The sequence below is a fragment of the Lunatibacter salilacus genome, assembly GCF_009797935.1.
GTDB lineage: Bacteria > Bacteroidota > Bacteroidia > Cytophagales > Cyclobacteriaceae > Lunatibacter > Lunatibacter salilacus.
This window is the reverse complement of record NZ_VOLC01000002.1, coordinates 1-16,831: the sequence shown is the minus strand read 5'-3', so window position 1 is coordinate 16,831 and position 16,831 is coordinate 1. Positions and strand designations below refer to the sequence as shown.

At 44.8% G+C, this 16,831-nt stretch carries 19 protein-coding genes and 1 pseudogene; all 20 read left to right on the top strand.

Features of this window, described 5'->3' with window-relative positions:
- The first annotated feature begins 4 nt into the window (after positions 1–4).
- The 20 genes and pseudogenes from FQ608_RS03175 to FQ608_RS03080 all read left to right on the top strand — a co-directional run bounded on the left by FQ608_RS03175 (position 5) and on the right by FQ608_RS03080 (position 16,763).
- Positions 5–664, top strand: coding sequence for a hypothetical protein (locus FQ608_RS03175; RefSeq protein WP_158856371.1), 660 nt, complete (start codon positions 5–7; stop codon positions 662–664).
- On the top strand, positions 627–1,316 hold the full coding sequence (locus tag FQ608_RS03170) for a hypothetical protein (RefSeq protein ID WP_234364037.1): 690 nt from the start codon (positions 627–629) through the stop codon (positions 1,314–1,316). Before FQ608_RS03175 ends, FQ608_RS03170 begins: the two co-directional genes overlap by 38 nt.
- Positions 1,313–1,972, top strand: coding sequence for a hypothetical protein (locus tag FQ608_RS03165; RefSeq protein WP_158856370.1), 660 nt, complete (start codon positions 1,313–1,315; stop codon positions 1,970–1,972). Before FQ608_RS03170 ends, FQ608_RS03165 begins: the two co-directional genes overlap by 4 nt.
- Positions 1,969–2,769, top strand: coding sequence for a hypothetical protein (locus FQ608_RS03160; RefSeq protein WP_158856369.1), 801 nt, complete (start codon positions 1,969–1,971; stop codon positions 2,767–2,769). The genes FQ608_RS03165 and FQ608_RS03160 overlap by 4 nt, the downstream gene beginning before the upstream one ends.
- Positions 2,766–3,950: a plasmid transfer protein gene (locus tag FQ608_RS03155; protein WP_158856368.1), complete on the top strand. Its 1,185-nt coding sequence runs from the start codon at positions 2,766–2,768 to the stop codon at positions 3,948–3,950. The genes FQ608_RS03160 and FQ608_RS03155 overlap by 4 nt, the downstream gene beginning before the upstream one ends.
- A 12-nt stretch (positions 3,951–3,962) precedes the next feature.
- The gene (gene traK, locus FQ608_RS03150; RefSeq protein ID WP_158856367.1) at positions 3,963–4,574 is read left to right on the top strand and encodes a conjugative transposon protein TraK; all 612 of its coding nucleotides are present in this window, start codon (positions 3,963–3,965) and stop codon (positions 4,572–4,574) included.
- Positions 4,552–4,983: a hypothetical protein gene (locus FQ608_RS03145; protein ID WP_158856366.1), complete on the top strand. Its 432-nt coding sequence runs from the start codon at positions 4,552–4,554 to the stop codon at positions 4,981–4,983. Before traK ends, FQ608_RS03145 begins: the two co-directional genes overlap by 23 nt.
- Entirely contained in the window at positions 4,973–6,196 is a 1,224-nt protein-coding gene (locus tag FQ608_RS03140; protein WP_158856365.1) for a conjugative transposon protein TraM, read from the top strand. The genes FQ608_RS03145 and FQ608_RS03140 overlap by 11 nt, the downstream gene beginning before the upstream one ends.
- A gap of 5 nt (positions 6,197–6,201) precedes the next feature.
- On the top strand, positions 6,202–7,044 hold the full coding sequence (gene traN, locus FQ608_RS03135) for a conjugative transposon protein TraN (protein WP_158856364.1): 843 nt from the start codon (positions 6,202–6,204) through the stop codon (positions 7,042–7,044).
- Between the two features lie 26 nt (positions 7,045–7,070).
- A complete protein-coding gene (locus tag FQ608_RS03130; RefSeq protein WP_158856363.1) occupies positions 7,071–9,053 on the top strand; it encodes a type IV secretion system DNA-binding domain-containing protein in 1,983 nt (660 codons plus the stop codon).
- Positions 9,054–9,087: 34 nt separating this feature from the next.
- Entirely contained in the window at positions 9,088–9,267 is a 180-nt protein-coding gene (locus FQ608_RS03125; protein ID WP_158856362.1) for a hypothetical protein, read from the top strand.
- Positions 9,257–10,264 carry an ArdC family protein gene (locus tag FQ608_RS03120; RefSeq protein WP_158856361.1) on the top strand — a complete coding sequence of 336 codons (1,008 nt, stop codon included), beginning with the start codon at positions 9,257–9,259 and terminating at the stop codon, positions 10,262–10,264. Before FQ608_RS03125 ends, FQ608_RS03120 begins: the two co-directional genes overlap by 11 nt.
- Positions 10,261–11,169, top strand: a complete 909-nt coding sequence (locus tag FQ608_RS03115; RefSeq protein WP_234364036.1) for a DUF4099 domain-containing protein — start codon at positions 10,261–10,263, stop codon at positions 11,167–11,169. The genes FQ608_RS03120 and FQ608_RS03115 overlap by 4 nt, the downstream gene beginning before the upstream one ends.
- Positions 11,144–11,794: a hypothetical protein gene (locus FQ608_RS03110; protein WP_158856360.1), complete on the top strand. Its 651-nt coding sequence runs from the start codon at positions 11,144–11,146 to the stop codon at positions 11,792–11,794. Before FQ608_RS03115 ends, FQ608_RS03110 begins: the two co-directional genes overlap by 26 nt.
- Positions 11,795–11,983: 189 nt before the next feature.
- Positions 11,984–12,361 (top strand): hypothetical protein, encoded by a 378-nt coding sequence (locus tag FQ608_RS03105; protein WP_234364035.1) that lies wholly within the window; start codon positions 11,984–11,986, stop codon positions 12,359–12,361.
- Between the two features lie 509 nt (positions 12,362–12,870).
- Positions 12,871–13,362 carry an RNA polymerase sigma factor gene (locus tag FQ608_RS03100; protein WP_158856359.1) on the top strand — a complete coding sequence of 164 codons (492 nt, stop codon included), beginning with the start codon at positions 12,871–12,873 and terminating at the stop codon, positions 13,360–13,362.
- Positions 13,346–13,672 carry a hypothetical protein gene (locus FQ608_RS03095; RefSeq protein ID WP_158856358.1) on the top strand — a complete coding sequence of 109 codons (327 nt, stop codon included), beginning with the start codon at positions 13,346–13,348 and terminating at the stop codon, positions 13,670–13,672. The genes FQ608_RS03100 and FQ608_RS03095 overlap by 17 nt, the downstream gene beginning before the upstream one ends.
- Positions 13,673–13,687: 15 nt before the next feature.
- Entirely contained in the window at positions 13,688–14,413 is a 726-nt protein-coding gene (locus FQ608_RS03090) for a hypothetical protein (RefSeq protein WP_158856357.1), read from the top strand.
- 598 nt (positions 14,414–15,011) lie between these two features.
- Positions 15,012–15,656: pseudogene (locus tag FQ608_RS27875) on the top strand (JAB domain-containing protein).
- Between the two features lie 525 nt (positions 15,657–16,181).
- Positions 16,182–16,763, top strand: coding sequence for a hypothetical protein (locus tag FQ608_RS03080; RefSeq protein WP_158856356.1), 582 nt, complete (start codon positions 16,182–16,184; stop codon positions 16,761–16,763).
- The last annotated feature ends 68 nt before the right edge of the window (positions 16,764–16,831 follow it).

Below are 16,831 nucleotides of genomic sequence, written 5' to 3'. Positions count from 1 at the left end.
TATTATGAAAACACTGACAACGCTATTTATACTTCTTTACTGGGGTCTTTCCCATGCGCAAGTCTATGTGGATCCTGCCGTTTCAGCCGCCCAGGCTACCCATGCGGCAGTAATCAACACGCAGTTGAATACCACCAACGAACGGCTGACGCTAATAGAGCGTGGTCAATTGGCCGTCACCGGAAATCTTACCGTTGTCAATAGCATGCAGGAAAAACTGTATGCCGGCTTGACGGAGGTTAGTGCCATTTTCACCAACCTGGCCAACGTTAGGGAAATCGCCCGGATCGCAACAGGCATTACGGGGGATGTCAATGATATCATGGCATTAGCTCGTGAAAACCCGGCCTTCTTGGTCTTTGCCGAGCAGAACGCCACGCTGTTTCGGCAGCGGGCTACCGCTCTGTCCCTTGAAGTGCAGCAGTTTGCGCTTAAAGGCGGAAAGGACAACCTGATGGATGCCGGGGAAAGGGCCAAAATCCTCAACACCATATTAAACGAACTGCTAATTCTCCGCTCCTATACCTACGGAATGTACCGCTCCATGCAGTTTGCAGCCATGAGGGGACTTTTCAAATCCCTAAACCCTTTTCAGGGATATGTGGAAATGGACTTGGCCATAATGGATGACATTATTAGAAAGCGAAAAACCCTATCCCGATAAAGCCATGAAGATTTTGTTTTTTATCCTACCCCTTGTTTTCTCGTCACCGCTATTTGGCCAGATCAACGTCAGCCTGCTCCACCAATTGGTGGAAGACTCCAAAAATGAGCATGAACGACAACTGGACGCCAAAGAAAACCAACTTAAAAACACATCAAACGAAGAGGTAAACCGGAATTTGATGTCCAATGTCAAGGAGAAATACCGGGTCGTACAAGAGAGGTTTGCCAAACTCAACCTGCTGGCAGAGGCGGTTGGTCTAGCGGCCACGGCAGATCCGCTTGTCAGGTCAATTCTTGACCATCAGGAACAGATTATTTTCTATTGCCAAAATGATCCTACTTTGATTCCACTGGCACTGGAAACAGAAAAGCTCTTTGTAAGGAAATCCCGGTCCCTGCTGAATTACCTGTTGGGATTGATAGCACCCGGAGGAGACCTCAATCAAATGAAGGTATCCGAAAGGCGGCTGTTGCTCCAGCATGTGCTACACGAGCTCCGATCCATTAACCGGCTATCGCAGGCTACCTCCCAAAGCCTTGAATCCCATATCCGAAGGGTGGCCGGATTTAGTCCCTTTCCTCTTTACCAGACGGAAGCATCCAAAACGGTGGACGAGATTCTGGCCAACATTCAACAGCTAAAGCAATGAAAAAGCTACTTACCTTCCTATTTCTGGCAAATTGTCCCATACTCATGGCCCAAACCACCGTGTTTGACCGGGACCATTTGTTTATAGTCAACGATAATGCGTTCATGCGGAATGTATCTGAGATGGGCTATCAGGAAAGCCTGGACGGCATCCGCCAAAACACCGATGACATCGGACTGAACACTACCACCCTTGCCATGGTGGAGAAGCTAATTCTGAAATCACTCAACGAGGTCAATGAAGGTTTGAAAAATGCCATTCAGGTAAAACAGATCGGAAGAACGCTACAGCGTATTTATGTCCTAAGTGATGAAACTCTGGTGATGTCTTCCCAAAATCCGGTGCTGCTTCTCTTTGCCGAAACCTATATCAAGCAGGCTAAGGAAAGAAGCCTCACCCTCATTACCGAAGTTTCCACTTTCGTACTTTCTGAAGGGGAAAACCTCCTGATCAACGGCAATGTGCGGGATGAGCTATTGGTCAAAATCCGACAGGAAATAGAACTTATTGCTGCCTACCTTCTTGCGGTGCGCAATGCCATGTATTGGGCCAATATAAACGGGGTGCTGAAACAGCTAAATCCCTACCAGACCTACATCAACCAAAACCTCAATCTTGCCGACCAGATTTTACGCCAAAAAAGAATACTCCAATGAGTGCTAACATAAAATATATACTGTTACTTCCGATGGGTTTGCTGCTGCATCTGACAGATGCCCAAGCTCAAATGCCTATTCGTGACCGGGCAGTGATTGCCCAGCAGGAACGGATGGTATACCGGCAATGGGACAACAACCGCTTCTACCCCCGGCCAAACCGGATTCTTGGTATTCCCACCAACCCAAATTGGTACCTGACCTGGGCCATGCATCCGAACTATCCCAACCTGGACCGGAGACCCCTCTCACCTTCCGGCAACCAAACCCAACGTATTGGACTGGCAGCGGCCATGAAAATTTCCTCGGACTACTACAAACAACAGGCGGACACCGTTGCAAATTTGGCCATACGAGAAATGACCCGCATATCAGGTGCCCTTAGCGGAGCCGATCCCCTCTATCTCCTTTACTATAAAACGGAACTCGCCCCGCTGGATAATATTGAAGGCAACGCCTTCGAGCATTCTTCCCCAGAAGTAAGGGACTATATGCTGGAAAACGGAGCCTATGCCTGGTATCTGGAGCATATGCAAAGCCTTACGGAAAGATATGGAATGGCAAAAACGATGGATATGGAAAGGGGTCAACGCATGCTGATGTACCACCGAATCCTGCTGGAGATGAGAAAAATTCAAAGCAACTGGGAATACAAACTATCCCTATCCCAGAAAATGCTAGTCTTCCGGGAACGTATGGAAAACGTGCAAAACCGACAGATCCGGTTATCAGGGCAACCCGCCCAACAAGATGATATCCTTTCGGGAATCCTACAACGAAGAATCCAACTAAGATGAGAAAAACACTGACTACTTTAATTTTAATACTGGTTTTAATTTTTGCTATAAAACCATTGGCTAAAGCCCAGGTGCCTGTTCCTCCAAATGAATATAAGGAGGCGATTTCCTTTCTTCAGGGAAACGGGGTGTATGACCGGGGAATCATGCGCTTTTTTGAGGGAATGCGGGATTATGCGTACAGCCATTTTGGCCCATTTATCCGGGATGCCCAGGCGTTGGTCTGCATCTTTATGCTAATATTCTTTTCCATCAAATCCTATGAGATGATGGTAGGGGATAAAAAAATGGAAATCATGCCGCTTCTCCGTCCCTTTGGTTTACTGATGCTTACCATGTGGTGGGGCATGTTTTGCCGGGTTATCGCCTTTCCCACCGATCTGATTTCCGCAAAAACGGAGGCCATGTTTTCCACCCAAAATGACCGGATTAATGCCTTGAGACTGGACCGGGCGGTTTATATCATTGAGGTGGCCGACAAGATGGTCGAGTTCCAAGCCACCACCGAACTTGCCTCCCAACAGGCCCAAGAAGCGGACAAGGGGTTGGGCACCGTTATGGTGGATGGCATAAAGGGCTTCTTTACCGACAACGTGTACGGTCCGTTGGTTCAGATGAAAATCCGGATGCAAACCAACATGCAACTGCTTTTTACCCAATTGCTGGAACTCCTCGCTATCTGGATACTGCGGATCTGTGTCTATTTTGTCTTTTTTATACAGATTATCTATTCTACCATCCTCGTGATTTTGGGACCCTTCTCGTTGGCGGTAAGTGTATTGCCGGCCTTTCGGGATGCCTTTACCACATGGATTGCCCGTTTTGTGGCCGTCAACCTGTATGTTGGCATTGCCTATCTGGTCTTATATGTCTGCGGGCTGATGCAGGAGTATGCCTTTCTGCAGGAAATCCAAAAATACGAAGCCCTGCTGGACACCGGTTCAGGAGAAGAGGTCCTGTCCAAACTGGCTTGGATGGCGGGCAACGGCATCCTTTCATTTGGGTTGGTTATCGTCAGTTTTTTGGTTGGAGCCATCGCCATTACCACGGTTCCATCTATCTCCACTTGGATAATCAGCACATCAGGAATTACCGCAGCGGCAGCCACGGCAGGCAGGACAGGTTCCATGGTGGGCCGAAGCAGTTCCCGCATGTCAGCGGGTGCCATAATGGGAAAATAAAATTCAACAGCCATGATCATACAAAACATCGAATCAAAAATCAAACTGGCCACCGTCATCTCCCTGGGGAGTTTGGTTGCGGCCATCGCTATCAGCGTTACCGTCTCCTTCTTTGCCTACAAGCAGGTATCCAACGCCAGGCAGTCCATTTATATCCTTGACAACGATATTCCCATTCTGGCCAAACAGACCAACATGCAGATGAACCGCCCCGCGGAATACCGGGCGGCGGTAGACCTTTTCCACAGCCTCTTTTTTTCCCTAACCCCGGACGACAGGCACATTGAGTACCAGATGAAAAAGGCCATGTACCTGGCAGACGAGTCCGGTGTGTTGCAATACAACAACTTGAAGGAGAAGGGCTATTTCAACTCCATCCTCAGTTCGAGTTCTGTATTGACCCTGCAGACCGACTCCATTGTGCTGGAGCCGAACAACAAGTTTGTCTATTTCGGAAAGCAGCGAATAGAACGCAGAAGTGCCACAATCACCCGCTCCCTGATTACGGAAGGGTATCTGATGGATATTCCCCGGTCGGAAAACAACAGCCACGGGGTATTGATAACCAACTGGAAAACCTTGGAAAATAAAGACCTAAGCCATGTTTCAAAAAACGCATTCTAACAACCCATCCGAAATCAAAAAGGATATTGGCACCCTGTACCAAAAGGTAAGGAAAAGTCTGAATCTTATGATGGTCCGCTATCCAAGACAAAGCTTTGGGATAATGGTCGCTACATTGATCCTATCCGCTTTGCTCGCTTTATATATTCCACCTTTTACCCAACCAAAATTACAGGAAGATATTCGGCTCTTGGACGAAGTCAACAACCTCGGATCGGGGATGGCGGACGAGGTTTCCGCTCTTTACAAGATTGGTAGGGGGGCAAAAAAGGTGGGACAGCTAAAGGAGGAAGTCGAACGCATCATCGCAAAAGAAAAAATCAGTTTGGAGGACAGTATTTTTCTTGAAAATGCCATTCTCCAACTTCAACAATTTCACGAATCAAATCCAGGAAACCATGAAGATTAAATTTAAACAGCCAAAGTATATCCTGCCACTTATCCTACTGCCCTTTATGCTGCTGCTGAATTATGGGATGCAGTCTTTTGCTGACAACGAAGAAGTGTCAGATGGGCAGGGAGCCGAAGACCTGCAGGAATCCGTAGGTGATGTTTCGGATCAGATCAGAAACAGCGGCATTGACGGAAAGCTCGATGCCTTTCGATCCAGATACAAACGGGCGGACGGCTACACAGCCATCAAAAACCTTAGGATCGAAGTGGATGCCGATGATGAAGTACTTTCCCGGTATAACGAGGCCGAAAAAAGAATGCTCGATTCCATTGATTTGGCACTGAGAAATTCCATTAACAATCCGCAACCGGTAACAGCACCTGAAAGGTATTCTTTCAGCGGAACAAATCCCCCGGTTGAACCCGGTTATACGCCGGGAATCCAAACTGACGAGGATGCGCTTGTAATGGATGCATTAAGGCAATTGGAATCCCCCAGAAAAACCCGGGTTCAAACCCGATATGAAGACCCCATGGATCTTTTCCGTGCCCAAATGGCCTTGGTGGATTCGATCTCCAAAGCCAACGATCCGGCCTATCAGGTTCCGCAAGAGGATTGGAAGGTGGAAGAAGAAACCTTTCCCCCTCCGGCACTGAAGGTTTCCAAAAACAGGCAATCTGACCAACATTTCAACACCGTGGTAAAAGCAGCCGAACCTTCCTTTATCCAAGCCATCGTGGATCAGGAAATCCGAAAGGGCACGATGGGAGAACGGATCAGGGTAAGGTTACTGGATGATATTTGGGTGGGCAACTCCATGTTGAAAAAGGGCACCTACCTATATGCATGGATCAGCGGATACGAAGCCCAACGGGTAAAGCTGACCGTTAGCAGCGTCATGTCCGGGGACAAAATCCTGCCCATCGACTTGAACATTTATGACCTGGACGGAATGGAGGGACTGTATGTACCCGCCAGTTCCTTCCGGGAATTTTCCAAAGACCTTGGCGGCAATGTGACCGGGGGAATGAACCTACAAATGCAACAGGATCCCTCTTCAATGAACCGGATGTACATGTCCGCACTGCAACGGGTTTTTACCTCCAGTTCCCAGGCAATGTCCAGAAGAATCCGACAAAACAAAGCCAACCTGAAATACGGAACAATTATTTATCTAGTCGATTCAGATGACCTGAACCCCGAAAACTTTACTAACACTAACCCCTAACTGACATGAAAACTACCGTAGTTATTATATGCCTCGTTTCCCTTTTTGTTTTCCAAGCAAACGCACAGGAAGCTGCAGCAAACAATCCAGTTTCCGAAAGGCAAAAGCTTTACATTCGGGAAGACATTACCCTGCATTTTACCTCCCCGGAGCCCATCCAATATGTGGATATTTCCGGCAAAAACCTCGTGGGAGATCTTCCGCTCGACAATGTATTTCGGATAAAAGTTCTGGGAGACAGCACTTTTACACGCCATTCCGCTTCGCAGGATCTGGGTGTGGTTACGATAATCGGGCAAAAATTCATTGCCCAATATGACCTGCACTATGCGTCACAAAACCAGAAAGTGCCCACACTCTTGGAAATTCTGCCATCCGATATGCGACCGCTGGATATCGGTACCACTCCGCTGACGCAAAATGAGCTAAGGGAATTTTCACTAGAAGTCTACAAGCAAAAGTATAAAATCAAAAACCTGCACAATTCCCAATACGGGATTACAGGCTATGTCAACAATATCCACACGCTGGACGATTACATTTTCCTGGATATCACCTTCGCCAACGAAACCAACCTCAAGTTTGACGTGGATCAGGTGAGGTTTAGGGTGGAAGACAAAAAGATTGTAAAGGCAACAAACGTGCAAGGCATTGAACTGGAACCTGTTTACACCCTATTTGAAAAGGAAACCTTCAAACGGAAATACCGGAACATTTATGTGTTGAAGAAATTTTCCTTTCCGAACAACAAGGTGCTGGTCATCGAATTGACCGAAACCCAACTTTCCGGAAGAAGTCTGACGCTTGAAATTGACTATTCCGATTTACTTCAGGCGGACACGCTGTAGAAAGAATTTTGTAACCGCCAAGGAAGATGGAACAGAAAAGGCATTTGGAAAAGCTACACGGAATGATCCAGTCTCTGGTCTATGCCATGGTGTTCCTGGAAATCTTTCTTTTCATCTACAGCCATAAAGTTCTGGAGAATCCGGCTGCGGGCAGCAGGCTGCTTCCAATTTTGGACAAGCTGATGAATCTGCCAATCTATCAAAATCTGGTCTACAGCAAGCTGTCCATTTTGTTAGCCATCTGTCTGGCATCCATAGGAACCCTTTCCAAAAAAGAGTTGAACCTAGACCCCAAAACCAAGATCATGATTCCGCTGATGATTGGATTCGGAATGTTCTTCGGTTCGCTTTTTTTCTATTCCATGGAGGCTAGTTCCTTAATTCTTCCCTATACCAGTTGGGCAGATCTGGCATTTTGCGTTTGCTCGCTTGTCGGGGCGGTGTTGATCCATACCTCATTGGACAATGTTTCCAAGCTGATCCGCAGCGGGTTGGGGAAAGACGAATGGAATATTGAGGGGGAATCCTTTATGCAGGAAAAAAACCGGATGGAGACTCCCTATTCGGTAAATATTCCCATGCGTTTTTATTATAAAAAGCGGATCCACAAAGGCTGGATCAACATCGTAAACCCGTTTCGGGGAACCTTGCTGATAGGAACGCCCGGAAGCGGCAAGTCCTACAGCGTGGTGAATCCCTTTATCCGGCAAATGATCGCCAAGGGATATACCATGTGCCTGTATGATTTTAAGTTTCCGGATTTGGGACAGATTGCCTATTATCATTTCCTGTTGGGAAAACAAAAAGGAAAGATCCCCAATCACCGCTTTTTGGTGGTCAATATGGACCAAGTGGAATATTCCAAACGGATCAACCCCTTAAAGCGTGATTATATTCAGACCCTTGCCGATGCTTCCGAAACCGCTGAGGCCATTGTTGAGTCGCTTCAAAAATCAGAATCTTCCGGCGGATCGGACAAATTCTTTACCCAGTCGGCCGTAAATTTTCTGGCTTCCGCCATCTACTTTGTTTCCCGGCATCAAAACGGGAAGTATTCTACCTTTGCCCATTTGCTTGCGCTGTTAAACCGCACCTATGAGGAGATTTTTGCCTGCCTTTCTTCATTTCCGGAACTGGAATCGCTCCTTAGTCCTTTCCGAAGTGCCCTTGAAAAAAGAGCCTTTGAACAATTGGAAGGACAGGTGGGCACACTTAAAATCTTTATTTCCCGTCTGAACACCAAGGAGACGGCTTGGATATTTTCCGGGGATGACTTTGATCTCCGGATCTCCGATCCAAATTCCCCGGCCATCCTGGTGCTGGCCAACAGTCCCGCCACCCAAAATATCAACTCCACCTGTTATTCGGTAATCGTGAACCGCCTTACCCGCCTGCTCAATACAAAAGGGAATTTGCCCGTGGCAATCGTGGCGGACGAAGCCCCTACCCTGTACATACACCGGGTGGAAAATCTGATCTCCACCGCACGAAGCAACAAGGTAGCGGTATTGTTGGGCTTACAGGAATTGCCCCAGCTTAAACAGTTGCAGGGCAAGGATACCGCCACTACCATGACCGCTGTGATCGGAAACGTGCTGAGCGGTTCGGTTCGGAACAAGGAAACCCTGGAATGGCTGGAACGCATGTTCGGCAAAAAGAAGCAACTGGGGGAAAGCGTCTCCATCGACCGCAGCAAAACCTCCATTTCCCTAAACGAAAAATACGATCCCCTGATTCCCGCCGGAAAGATCGCCGGAATGCAAACCGGGGAGTTGGTGGGCCTGTTGGCGGTGGATGCGGATAAATTCAACGTTGCCTACAAGACTGCCAATATCCATTGCCGGGTGGACCTTAATCCACGGGAGATAAAAAAGGAGGAACAAAACTACAGACCCATTCCCAAATGTTACGACTTCAAGGGCAACAAAGAGCAGGTGCTTACCCGGAATTTTATGCGGATCCGGGAGGAGGTGGAAAACATAGTCGGATACTATACCGCCGCTGAATGAATGTAACGATACAACAACCAAAAAACCAAAACCCATGCAAACAAAAGAAGAAAAAACCATGCAGTCCCTTTTGGGAAAGTTGCACAGGCTGCAGACCGAAAACCGGGTGCAACTGACTCCAGAAGAAGCGGAATTGTTCCAAGTTTCAACCCTGGACGAAATCCCGCCGGAAGACGATGTTGAACCCGAAAACCCCATCGATCATGGCAGTTGAAACCCCAAAAATGTATGAAGCGGTGGCCTCCAAGATCATTGAGCAACTTAAGGAAGGAACCGCTCCCTGGCAGCAGCCCTGGGAAAAGTCAAGCTCCGCATTTGAAAAGCCCTATAACGCCGTCACCAACAAAGCCTACAGGGGACTGAACTCCCTCTATCTGCAACTATTTACACCCTATGAAGATCCCCGGTGGGCAACCTTCAAGCAGGCGCAGGCGGAAGGATGGCAGGTGCAAAAAGGCGCAAAGGGCATGGCTATCAACTTCGTCAAAACCCATCAGGTGTATCCGAAAAGGGATGAACAGGGAAGACCCGTGTTGGACCAAAAGGGTGAACCCGTAAAGGTTAGAAAAGAACTGGACTCCACCATCGTGACCAAGGCATGGGTGTTTAACGCCGAGCAGATCAAGGGGGTGCCCCCGTTGGGGAAAAGAGAGGAAATCAGCCAGTGGGAAAAACTGAACCGGGTGGAAAACCTGGTGAAGAATACCAAAGCCAATATCGAACATGTCCACGGCAACAAAGCCTATTATTCACCCCTGGGGGATAACATCCGGATGCCGGAGCGGACCCAGTTTTTATCCTCCGACAGGTATTATGCCACCCTGCTTCATGAACTGGGACACTGGACAGGGCATAAGAACCGATTGGACCGAAGCATTATGAACACCTTTGGCACCCAGGATTATGCCAGGGAGGAGTTGCGTGCGGAAATAGCCAGCATGATGCTGGGATCGGAACTGCAAATCGGACATGATCCCAAGCAACATGTGGCTTATGTGGACAGTTGGATCAAGATCCTTACCGAAAAGCCTTTTGAGATCCATCAGGCGGCCGCAGATTCCCAAAAAATCATGGACTACCTGATGGTTTTTGACCGGAAAAGAGAACAGAAGCAGCAGGAAACTATGCAGACCGGAGCGGAAATTTCAGCGCAACCGGAAAGTAAAGAACCAAAACAGGAATTTGAAACCACTTTAAAATTAGGACGATGATAAAGGAAAAACTATTACCCATGCAGGAGTTGAAGATGTTCGGGGTCTACCGGGATGGCAAGTTTACCATACCGGAGGACCAGGTAAGGGCGTTACGGGAAGGCAGGATGACAGATGTGGTGGAATTAAAAAACCTAAAAGGCAAGGATGTACAGATCGACAGCCTTCCGGCCAGGCTGTCCATAGTCCGGGGAGCGGACGGTAACCCTTCCCTGCGGGTTGATCCGGTATACCGATCTCCAAACACCCATCCCCGCCTTTCCGAGGAGGAAAAGAAGCGGTTGATTGAAGGAGAGGTGGCCAATATCCGGAAAAATTATGTGGACCGGAACGGAAACGCAAAAACAAAAATCATTGCCTACGACAGGGACACCAAACAGTTTCTGAGCTATGATCCCAGGGGAGTTCAGGCACCCGAAACCGTCAACGGCGAAAAACTCACTTCAGACCAAAAGCGGAAATTTAAGGAAGGGGAAGCTGTGGAGCTTTCAGATGGTACGCAGTTCCAGTTCTCCACTTCCGACCGAAAAGGAATCCGGTCCAACCGAAACGGACTGGTATTGTCCGTGTTGTTGGATGGTGGAATTTCCTATTTGTTGATTACCGGGGTGCGGCGGATGCTTGGCGCAAAAAGCAGCGAGGAACAATCCTATTCCAAAGGCTATCATGACGGATTGAAGAAAATGCAGCAGCAAACGGAAAGAAGGATTGCCCTCGATCCCAATGACAAAGATTCGGTTAGGGATTTGAATCTCGTAAAGGAAGAACTTTCAAAGGTTTCACTTGGCTCCCCAGACAAATTTCAGAGCCGGTTCGGGGATAATGCAAAACGGTATAATACAAACGATACGTCTGAAAGCCGAAACACATCCGAAGATCATGACAGCCGTCAGAGGAGAATTTGAATTGCTGGACAGTCTCGGAATAAGCCCGGAGGTAAAACATCTGTTCTCGGGGGTTTTGCGGGAAGACCAGCGAGGAAGGCTGGTTGCGGATTATCGGGATAAATACGGAAACGCCGTGGATTGGGAAATCCATGGCGTTTTGACACACAAGCTCGCCTCACGTGGCATCGTTTGTTTTTCCCCTGGACCTTCGGAAAATGTACGGATGCTTTTTATCTCCGATGCGGTTTTTCATTTGATCTCAATGGTACAATATAAAATTGGAAGGATGGATTTCGCATATGCGGCCTTTTTGGCTATTGGGGCAAAGATGGATAAAGAGCTATTACTAGCTGGGATTTCCCGATTGCCCTCCGGAATAAAAATTTATACCGTCTTTGGACATTCCCTTGTCGGAAGGATCAGGGATTGTAAGGTGCAGCATTGGGTGAAGGGAATGGATTGTTTGTTTAAAATTGAAGGGAATAATGTGAGCGCAATATTCAGAGAAGATGTATATCAAATGGATGCTTCACAATTTTCACTTCGAAACCATCTAAGGCAAATTGGTGTCAGGCAATCAGTTAGCACTGTTAAACCTTATGATAAAAATATTAATAATTTTAATTGTTTTAATTATTTTTAAATCCAATTACCAAATTTATAGACAATATTTAAGATCAAAGATTAAATAGATGTGAAACCCAACTTACTCCCGCCATGATGAACGCATTAAAATTTTCATTGATTTTCCCTTATTTTTCTCCTCATAAGCTGTTCAAATGAGCCGGAGGAACAGCCTTTGGTAGAAAAGATAGCCCGGTTTGAAATTGATATGAAGGGAAGCTTGGACGAATATCTTGTTATTTTTGGCATCCATTCGCTCTTTAAGGGAGAAACCGGTTTTGTTTCTGCCGAAGTAGTCCAGCCCACAGACATAGAATGGACCCAAGTTCTTCCACAAGCCAACACCTACAACCTATCTACTCTGGGCTCCTTTCCCAAACTGGTTGTGGAATCAACAGAACCCGTTCATACTTTTGGCTTTATTTTCAACGTGGTCCATACAGGAGACATTCCCGACGGGGACTTCGAAGATTTAACAGCAACGGTCAAGGTGTATGGAGACAATTCGGAGGTCCAAACCTTTCAATACACCGCAAGGCCCGTTGGGGAGGCGACATATCCGTTAAGTGAGACAATACGATTTTAGAAAATATATCTGGAAGCTTTAAGTTGTATCACCTTTTTTGTTGGAGTGAGAATTTATCGCCGATCGAAACTCCCTTAGTCAACGACTGGGGAGTTTTTTTGTTTTTAACCGTATTTTCAAAGTGGAAAACCGGCCGGTCGCAATCGATATAGCCTATTGCAGCTGTCCAGATGCTAAGTTTGATGCAATCCAAATATCGAAGGGATAATATGGCTGAGCCGGAAAGAAGTAAACCCACGGTGCCAAAACACTTCTTTTTTTCTGTGTGATCAATAATGTATTTTTAAAGCTCTTACCTTTAAAAGGAGAAACTGGCTTGTCAGAATATTCTGTTGTAAGATTAACCGGCTTGTAACAAGTTGATTATACCAAATATTTAGGTTTTCTGGAACAAATTCAATTATCTCAGGCAGTTATTCCTTTCTTTTGCCTAATAAAATTAAAAAACTTTTAAAAAAACATGGTATCCGTGTCATATAATTCCAACTTTTAGATACTAATGGATAAGAATGAAAAAATCTCACCTGGAAAACCTCCTTAAAGAACATCACCAAGCAGCTTACCACTGGTCAAGGCAGTGCTGCTCTTTTGATGAGGATTTGGCCAAGGATGTGTTGCAACAGGTTTATTTGAAAATTCTTGAGGGGAAAGCCTCCTATAAAGAAAAATCCCAAATTAAGACCTGGCTCTTTTCTGTCATCAGATTTACGGCTGCGGAATGGAAAAAGAAGGTAAAGAACATCTATCCACTTGAAGCGGAATTTGATGTAGCAGAAACAGAACAAGAAGTCACCGCTGCGTGCCATGAGGAATTGATCGAAAAGCTACCAGAAAGACAAAAGGAAGTTTTATTATTGGTGTTCTATCACAACCTTACCTTGGAAAAAGCCGCCGAAATCATGGAAATCAGTATCGGCACAGTCAGGACACATTATGACAGAGGAAAAAGAAACCTCAAAGAACTTATTTTAAAAAAGACACAGCATGAAAATAACTGGTAATTCCACAGACCAAGACCTGGTAAATTTCTTTAGCGAAATGAGAGCGGAGGATTCAGCAATTGTGGTTCCCCCATTTCCAAAAATTAAAAAGTCGAAATCATGGAGTTTGATTCCATTAGGAGTTGCGGCTACCTTGGCGTTATTGGCTTGGTTTTTCATTGAAGATAAAGCCATCCAAACCTTGGATCATGACGTGATCATCATTACCCTGGAAGCAGGACAAAACAATGAGCTCAAATTTAAAATTGAATCCACAACCGAAATGGAGTCTTGGGAGTCCCCGACTTCTTCCCTTTTGACTGATTTCTAACAAAATTTAATCTATATGAAAAAGCTATTGATAATTGGAATAATTCTATGCTCAGGTGTCCTCAATGCACAGGATATATTTCAGGAAAACCTGTATTCTGCCAACCTTGTATTTCAAAACAGTTTTGCCATTTCCCTTTCTGACCAACAGTTAGAAAAAATTACAAAGATACACAGCCAAAGTTCCAAAGAATTCTTTACGGGCAAATTGGATCTGGATGAAGCTTCTGCCAAGTTAAAGAAAATGCTGAGCGCAACCAAACCCAACCCTGAGGCAGTTTCCAGGCAATTGGATATAGTATTAAACCTGGAAAATTCATTGAAGAAAAAAAAGTTATCAACTTTGGTTGCCATTAAAAATGAACTCAGCGAAACCCAGCAAAAAGAGCTTTCGGAACTGAAAGGTGTCAGTGATATTGATAAATATGATTTTTCCAATAAGCCATTAGTTGTTGGGCCATCGACTATTGTGGATGGTACTAAAAAAAGAACAGCTAGTGATGGCACTAAAAATCCGAACATAAAAATGAAAGTTTCGGGAGATTCGGAAAACAGTCCATTAATGTTACTTTCAACAAAAGATGGAATGGTTGAGATTGAAGATATGGAGAAAATAAATTCAGAGGACATTTCAGGCATGTCGGTCATAAAAGATAAATGGGCGACCGATAAATATGGTGAAAAAGGGAAAAACGGAGTGGTAATTATCACATTGAAAAAGGACATGCCGGAGCAATTTTAGAAGTAGGGAACAATAGACCTTTGAGGTATGGTAAGCCTCCAAGTTTCCGTATGCCGACCTTTGGGGTTTATGAAACCTTAAAGGTTTTTTTGGCTATAGCCTTTTATTTGCCTCTTTTACTATTTGTTTTTGGGAAATCCTTCGGCGCACTCTAAGGTTGCACCTCGTTGAAAGAAACCTCCAACTATTTTTAAATTCTTTTGTAAATCCTCATTTCTCATCCTCGCACGAAACAATTCTATCGTTGGTTTAACCATTTTGGTGAAAGGTGTACAAACCAATAATCGGAGATCAGAACACGTTCAACTATTTTTAGGGCATTTTTCTATCGTAACGCACAATCAGTGTTAAACAGGATTAAAATTTAGACGTTAACCCAATCCATATAAATTGGCCAAATCAATGACTCACCAAAGTTATGGGCTATTTTTTCACATGCATCCGAATTGAACGCCTGATGTGTTCCAAGGAACTACGGCATAATAGGATGTGACTGACTGACGTGATTTATTCCGTTTCTCCTTGTGCTTAGTGAAAAACTCCCCATGGGATGGGCTTATCATTCATTTAGCCCTCCAGCGCCCTCGGTAAGCACACCATGAAACGTTTTAATCAATTATCCGAACCCACTGAAATGCTCTACACACAGGGAAAGTCCGCTATGACAGATTACCAGATTATCGCAGCCATCGCAAATATATCCGTGGACAAAGCCAGGGAAATACTCGCACTCGCAGACTTCCGGCTCTCAGAACTGGCAAGATGGGACATGGAAAGATGGCTTAAAATAGCAGGGATAGGGTACGCCAAGGCCACTGCACTAGTTATCTCATTCGAACTGGGTAGAAGACGGATGTTTGAGCAACCCGACCGGAAAATAAAGATTCACTGTTCCCAGGATGCATACAACTGCATGAAACCGTTCCTGTACGATAAACTGGTAGAACACTTCTACATTATGCTGCTGGATAGAAACAACCAAGTTCTGAAATTCCAGAAGATCAGTTCAGGAGGAACCCACGCAACCCTAGCAGATCCGAAGCTGATATTCAATAAGGCACTGGACATCGGAATCATCCTCGTTCATAACCATCCTTCGGGAAACCTAAAACCTTCCGAACAGGATAGAACACTGACATGAAGACTGGCAGAAGCCGGAAAGTACCTTGAAGTTTCGGTTTTGGACCACGTGATATTTGCAAACGTGGGCTATTTCAGCTTTGCAGATGAGGGCCTTTTATAGGCCTTTATTTTTGCCAAATCAGTTAGGAAGTCATAAAAAAATTAGAAACCTAAGTATTTTTAGATTGATGTGTAAACCAGAAAAATGCTTATACAAACATTGTATTGTACAAATCCTATAATCACTATAGAAAAATACCCCGATCAGGGTATTTTTTGCTTTGGAAGAAAACCATACCTTTAAAAGCGAGAGATTCTACTTTGTGATTCAAGTTTTGTAAGGAAATAAATGGGGCTTGCGGTGGCTATGGCGTAGGGGGATTGAAGAGCCGAACGGTATATTGATTTGTATCTAGTATACTTGCAGATCTATACCCGTGTACAAACGACAAAAGCCCGTTGTACAAAATTCAGCCTCAATGCTCTTATTACCGACAAAAAACCCAAGATATCTCTGGTGTTGGTAGACAATGGCGTTAAATTGCTATTCTAAACCGCTTAGACTCCTGTGGACTAAGAAGATATAGACGCGATAGAGTGAAAGGAGAGTTGCGTATATACAAGTGTTGGCATTAATTTGAAAAAAATGGGATTAAAACTTCAAGGTATAATCATAAACGAAAATTTTGAAACCAGACAAAGTGAGTTGTTCGAATTGCTAGAAATCGAGTCTTTTGAATTGATTAAAAAAAGTAATTTAAATGATTACTGGAATGGATTTCAGTCTAAAGGGAAAATAGTTTTTTCATTTTTTGAGAATGCTACAATCATTCGCTGTGATAGCCATTTTATTTCAAGTGAATCGACTAAATCTAAACTATCTAAAAATCATGAGATAATGACTTTCTACCAATACGACACCATAAGCGCATTGTCATTTGATTTCTTTAGGAATGGTAAGCCAATAAGACGACTTTATACTGATCGTGCGTCTAAAAATTTCAAATATGAAGAAGGCCAAACATTACCAGAAGAAAATAATCCGAAAAGTGTAGATGAATCATTTTATAACATGACAATACATTTCCTTACAAAAAGAATTGACAGCTCATTCGTGCATAATCCTGCTAATTCTTATGAATATGAGATTAAATATGACTACCCAGGGCTGATAAAAAAATTGATAGGTAAAGTGAATTATCATGATTATTGGAAAAGAGCTTTTTAAAGGAAAAACTAATGCCAATCGAGGTACTGTCTTAAATAGCAAGTGATTTTTGAAGATTTTTTCTTAAA

What these genes read in the sequence shown, in the direction of transcription:
- FQ608_RS03175 (WP_158856371.1), top strand. Translation starts at nt 5, where the DNA reads ATGAAAACACTGACAACGCTATTTATACTTCTTTACTGGGGTCTTTCC.
- FQ608_RS03170 (WP_234364037.1), top strand. Translation starts at nt 627, where the DNA reads ATGACATTATTAGAAAGCGAAAAACCCTATCCCGATAAAGCCATGAAG.
- FQ608_RS03165 (WP_158856370.1), top strand. Translation starts at nt 1,313, where the DNA reads ATGAAAAAGCTACTTACCTTCCTATTTCTGGCAAATTGTCCCATACTC.
- FQ608_RS03160 (WP_158856369.1), top strand. Translation starts at nt 1,969, where the DNA reads ATGAGTGCTAACATAAAATATATACTGTTACTTCCGATGGGTTTGCTG.
- FQ608_RS03155 (WP_158856368.1), top strand. Translation starts at nt 2,766, where the DNA reads ATGAGAAAAACACTGACTACTTTAATTTTAATACTGGTTTTAATTTTT.
- traK (WP_158856367.1), top strand. Translation starts at nt 3,963, where the DNA reads ATGATCATACAAAACATCGAATCAAAAATCAAACTGGCCACCGTCATC.
- FQ608_RS03145 (WP_158856366.1), top strand. Translation starts at nt 4,552, where the DNA reads ATGTTTCAAAAAACGCATTCTAACAACCCATCCGAAATCAAAAAGGAT.
- FQ608_RS03140 (WP_158856365.1), top strand. Translation starts at nt 4,973, where the DNA reads ATGAAGATTAAATTTAAACAGCCAAAGTATATCCTGCCACTTATCCTA.
- traN (WP_158856364.1), top strand. Translation starts at nt 6,202, where the DNA reads ATGAAAACTACCGTAGTTATTATATGCCTCGTTTCCCTTTTTGTTTTC.
- FQ608_RS03130 (WP_158856363.1), top strand. Translation starts at nt 7,071, where the DNA reads ATGGAACAGAAAAGGCATTTGGAAAAGCTACACGGAATGATCCAGTCT.
- FQ608_RS03125 (WP_158856362.1), top strand. Translation starts at nt 9,088, where the DNA reads ATGCAAACAAAAGAAGAAAAAACCATGCAGTCCCTTTTGGGAAAGTTG.
- FQ608_RS03120 (WP_158856361.1), top strand. Translation starts at nt 9,257, where the DNA reads ATGGCAGTTGAAACCCCAAAAATGTATGAAGCGGTGGCCTCCAAGATC.
- FQ608_RS03115 (WP_234364036.1), top strand. Translation starts at nt 10,261, where the DNA reads ATGATAAAGGAAAAACTATTACCCATGCAGGAGTTGAAGATGTTCGGG.
- FQ608_RS03110 (WP_158856360.1), top strand. Translation starts at nt 11,144, where the DNA reads ATGACAGCCGTCAGAGGAGAATTTGAATTGCTGGACAGTCTCGGAATA.
- FQ608_RS03105 (WP_234364035.1), top strand. Translation starts at nt 11,984, where the DNA reads ATGAAGGGAAGCTTGGACGAATATCTTGTTATTTTTGGCATCCATTCG.
- FQ608_RS03100 (WP_158856359.1), top strand. Translation starts at nt 12,871, where the DNA reads ATGAAAAAATCTCACCTGGAAAACCTCCTTAAAGAACATCACCAAGCA.
- FQ608_RS03095 (WP_158856358.1), top strand. Translation starts at nt 13,346, where the DNA reads ATGAAAATAACTGGTAATTCCACAGACCAAGACCTGGTAAATTTCTTT.
- FQ608_RS03090 (WP_158856357.1), top strand. Translation starts at nt 13,688, where the DNA reads ATGAAAAAGCTATTGATAATTGGAATAATTCTATGCTCAGGTGTCCTC.
- FQ608_RS03080 (WP_158856356.1), top strand. Translation starts at nt 16,182, where the DNA reads ATGGGATTAAAACTTCAAGGTATAATCATAAACGAAAATTTTGAAACC.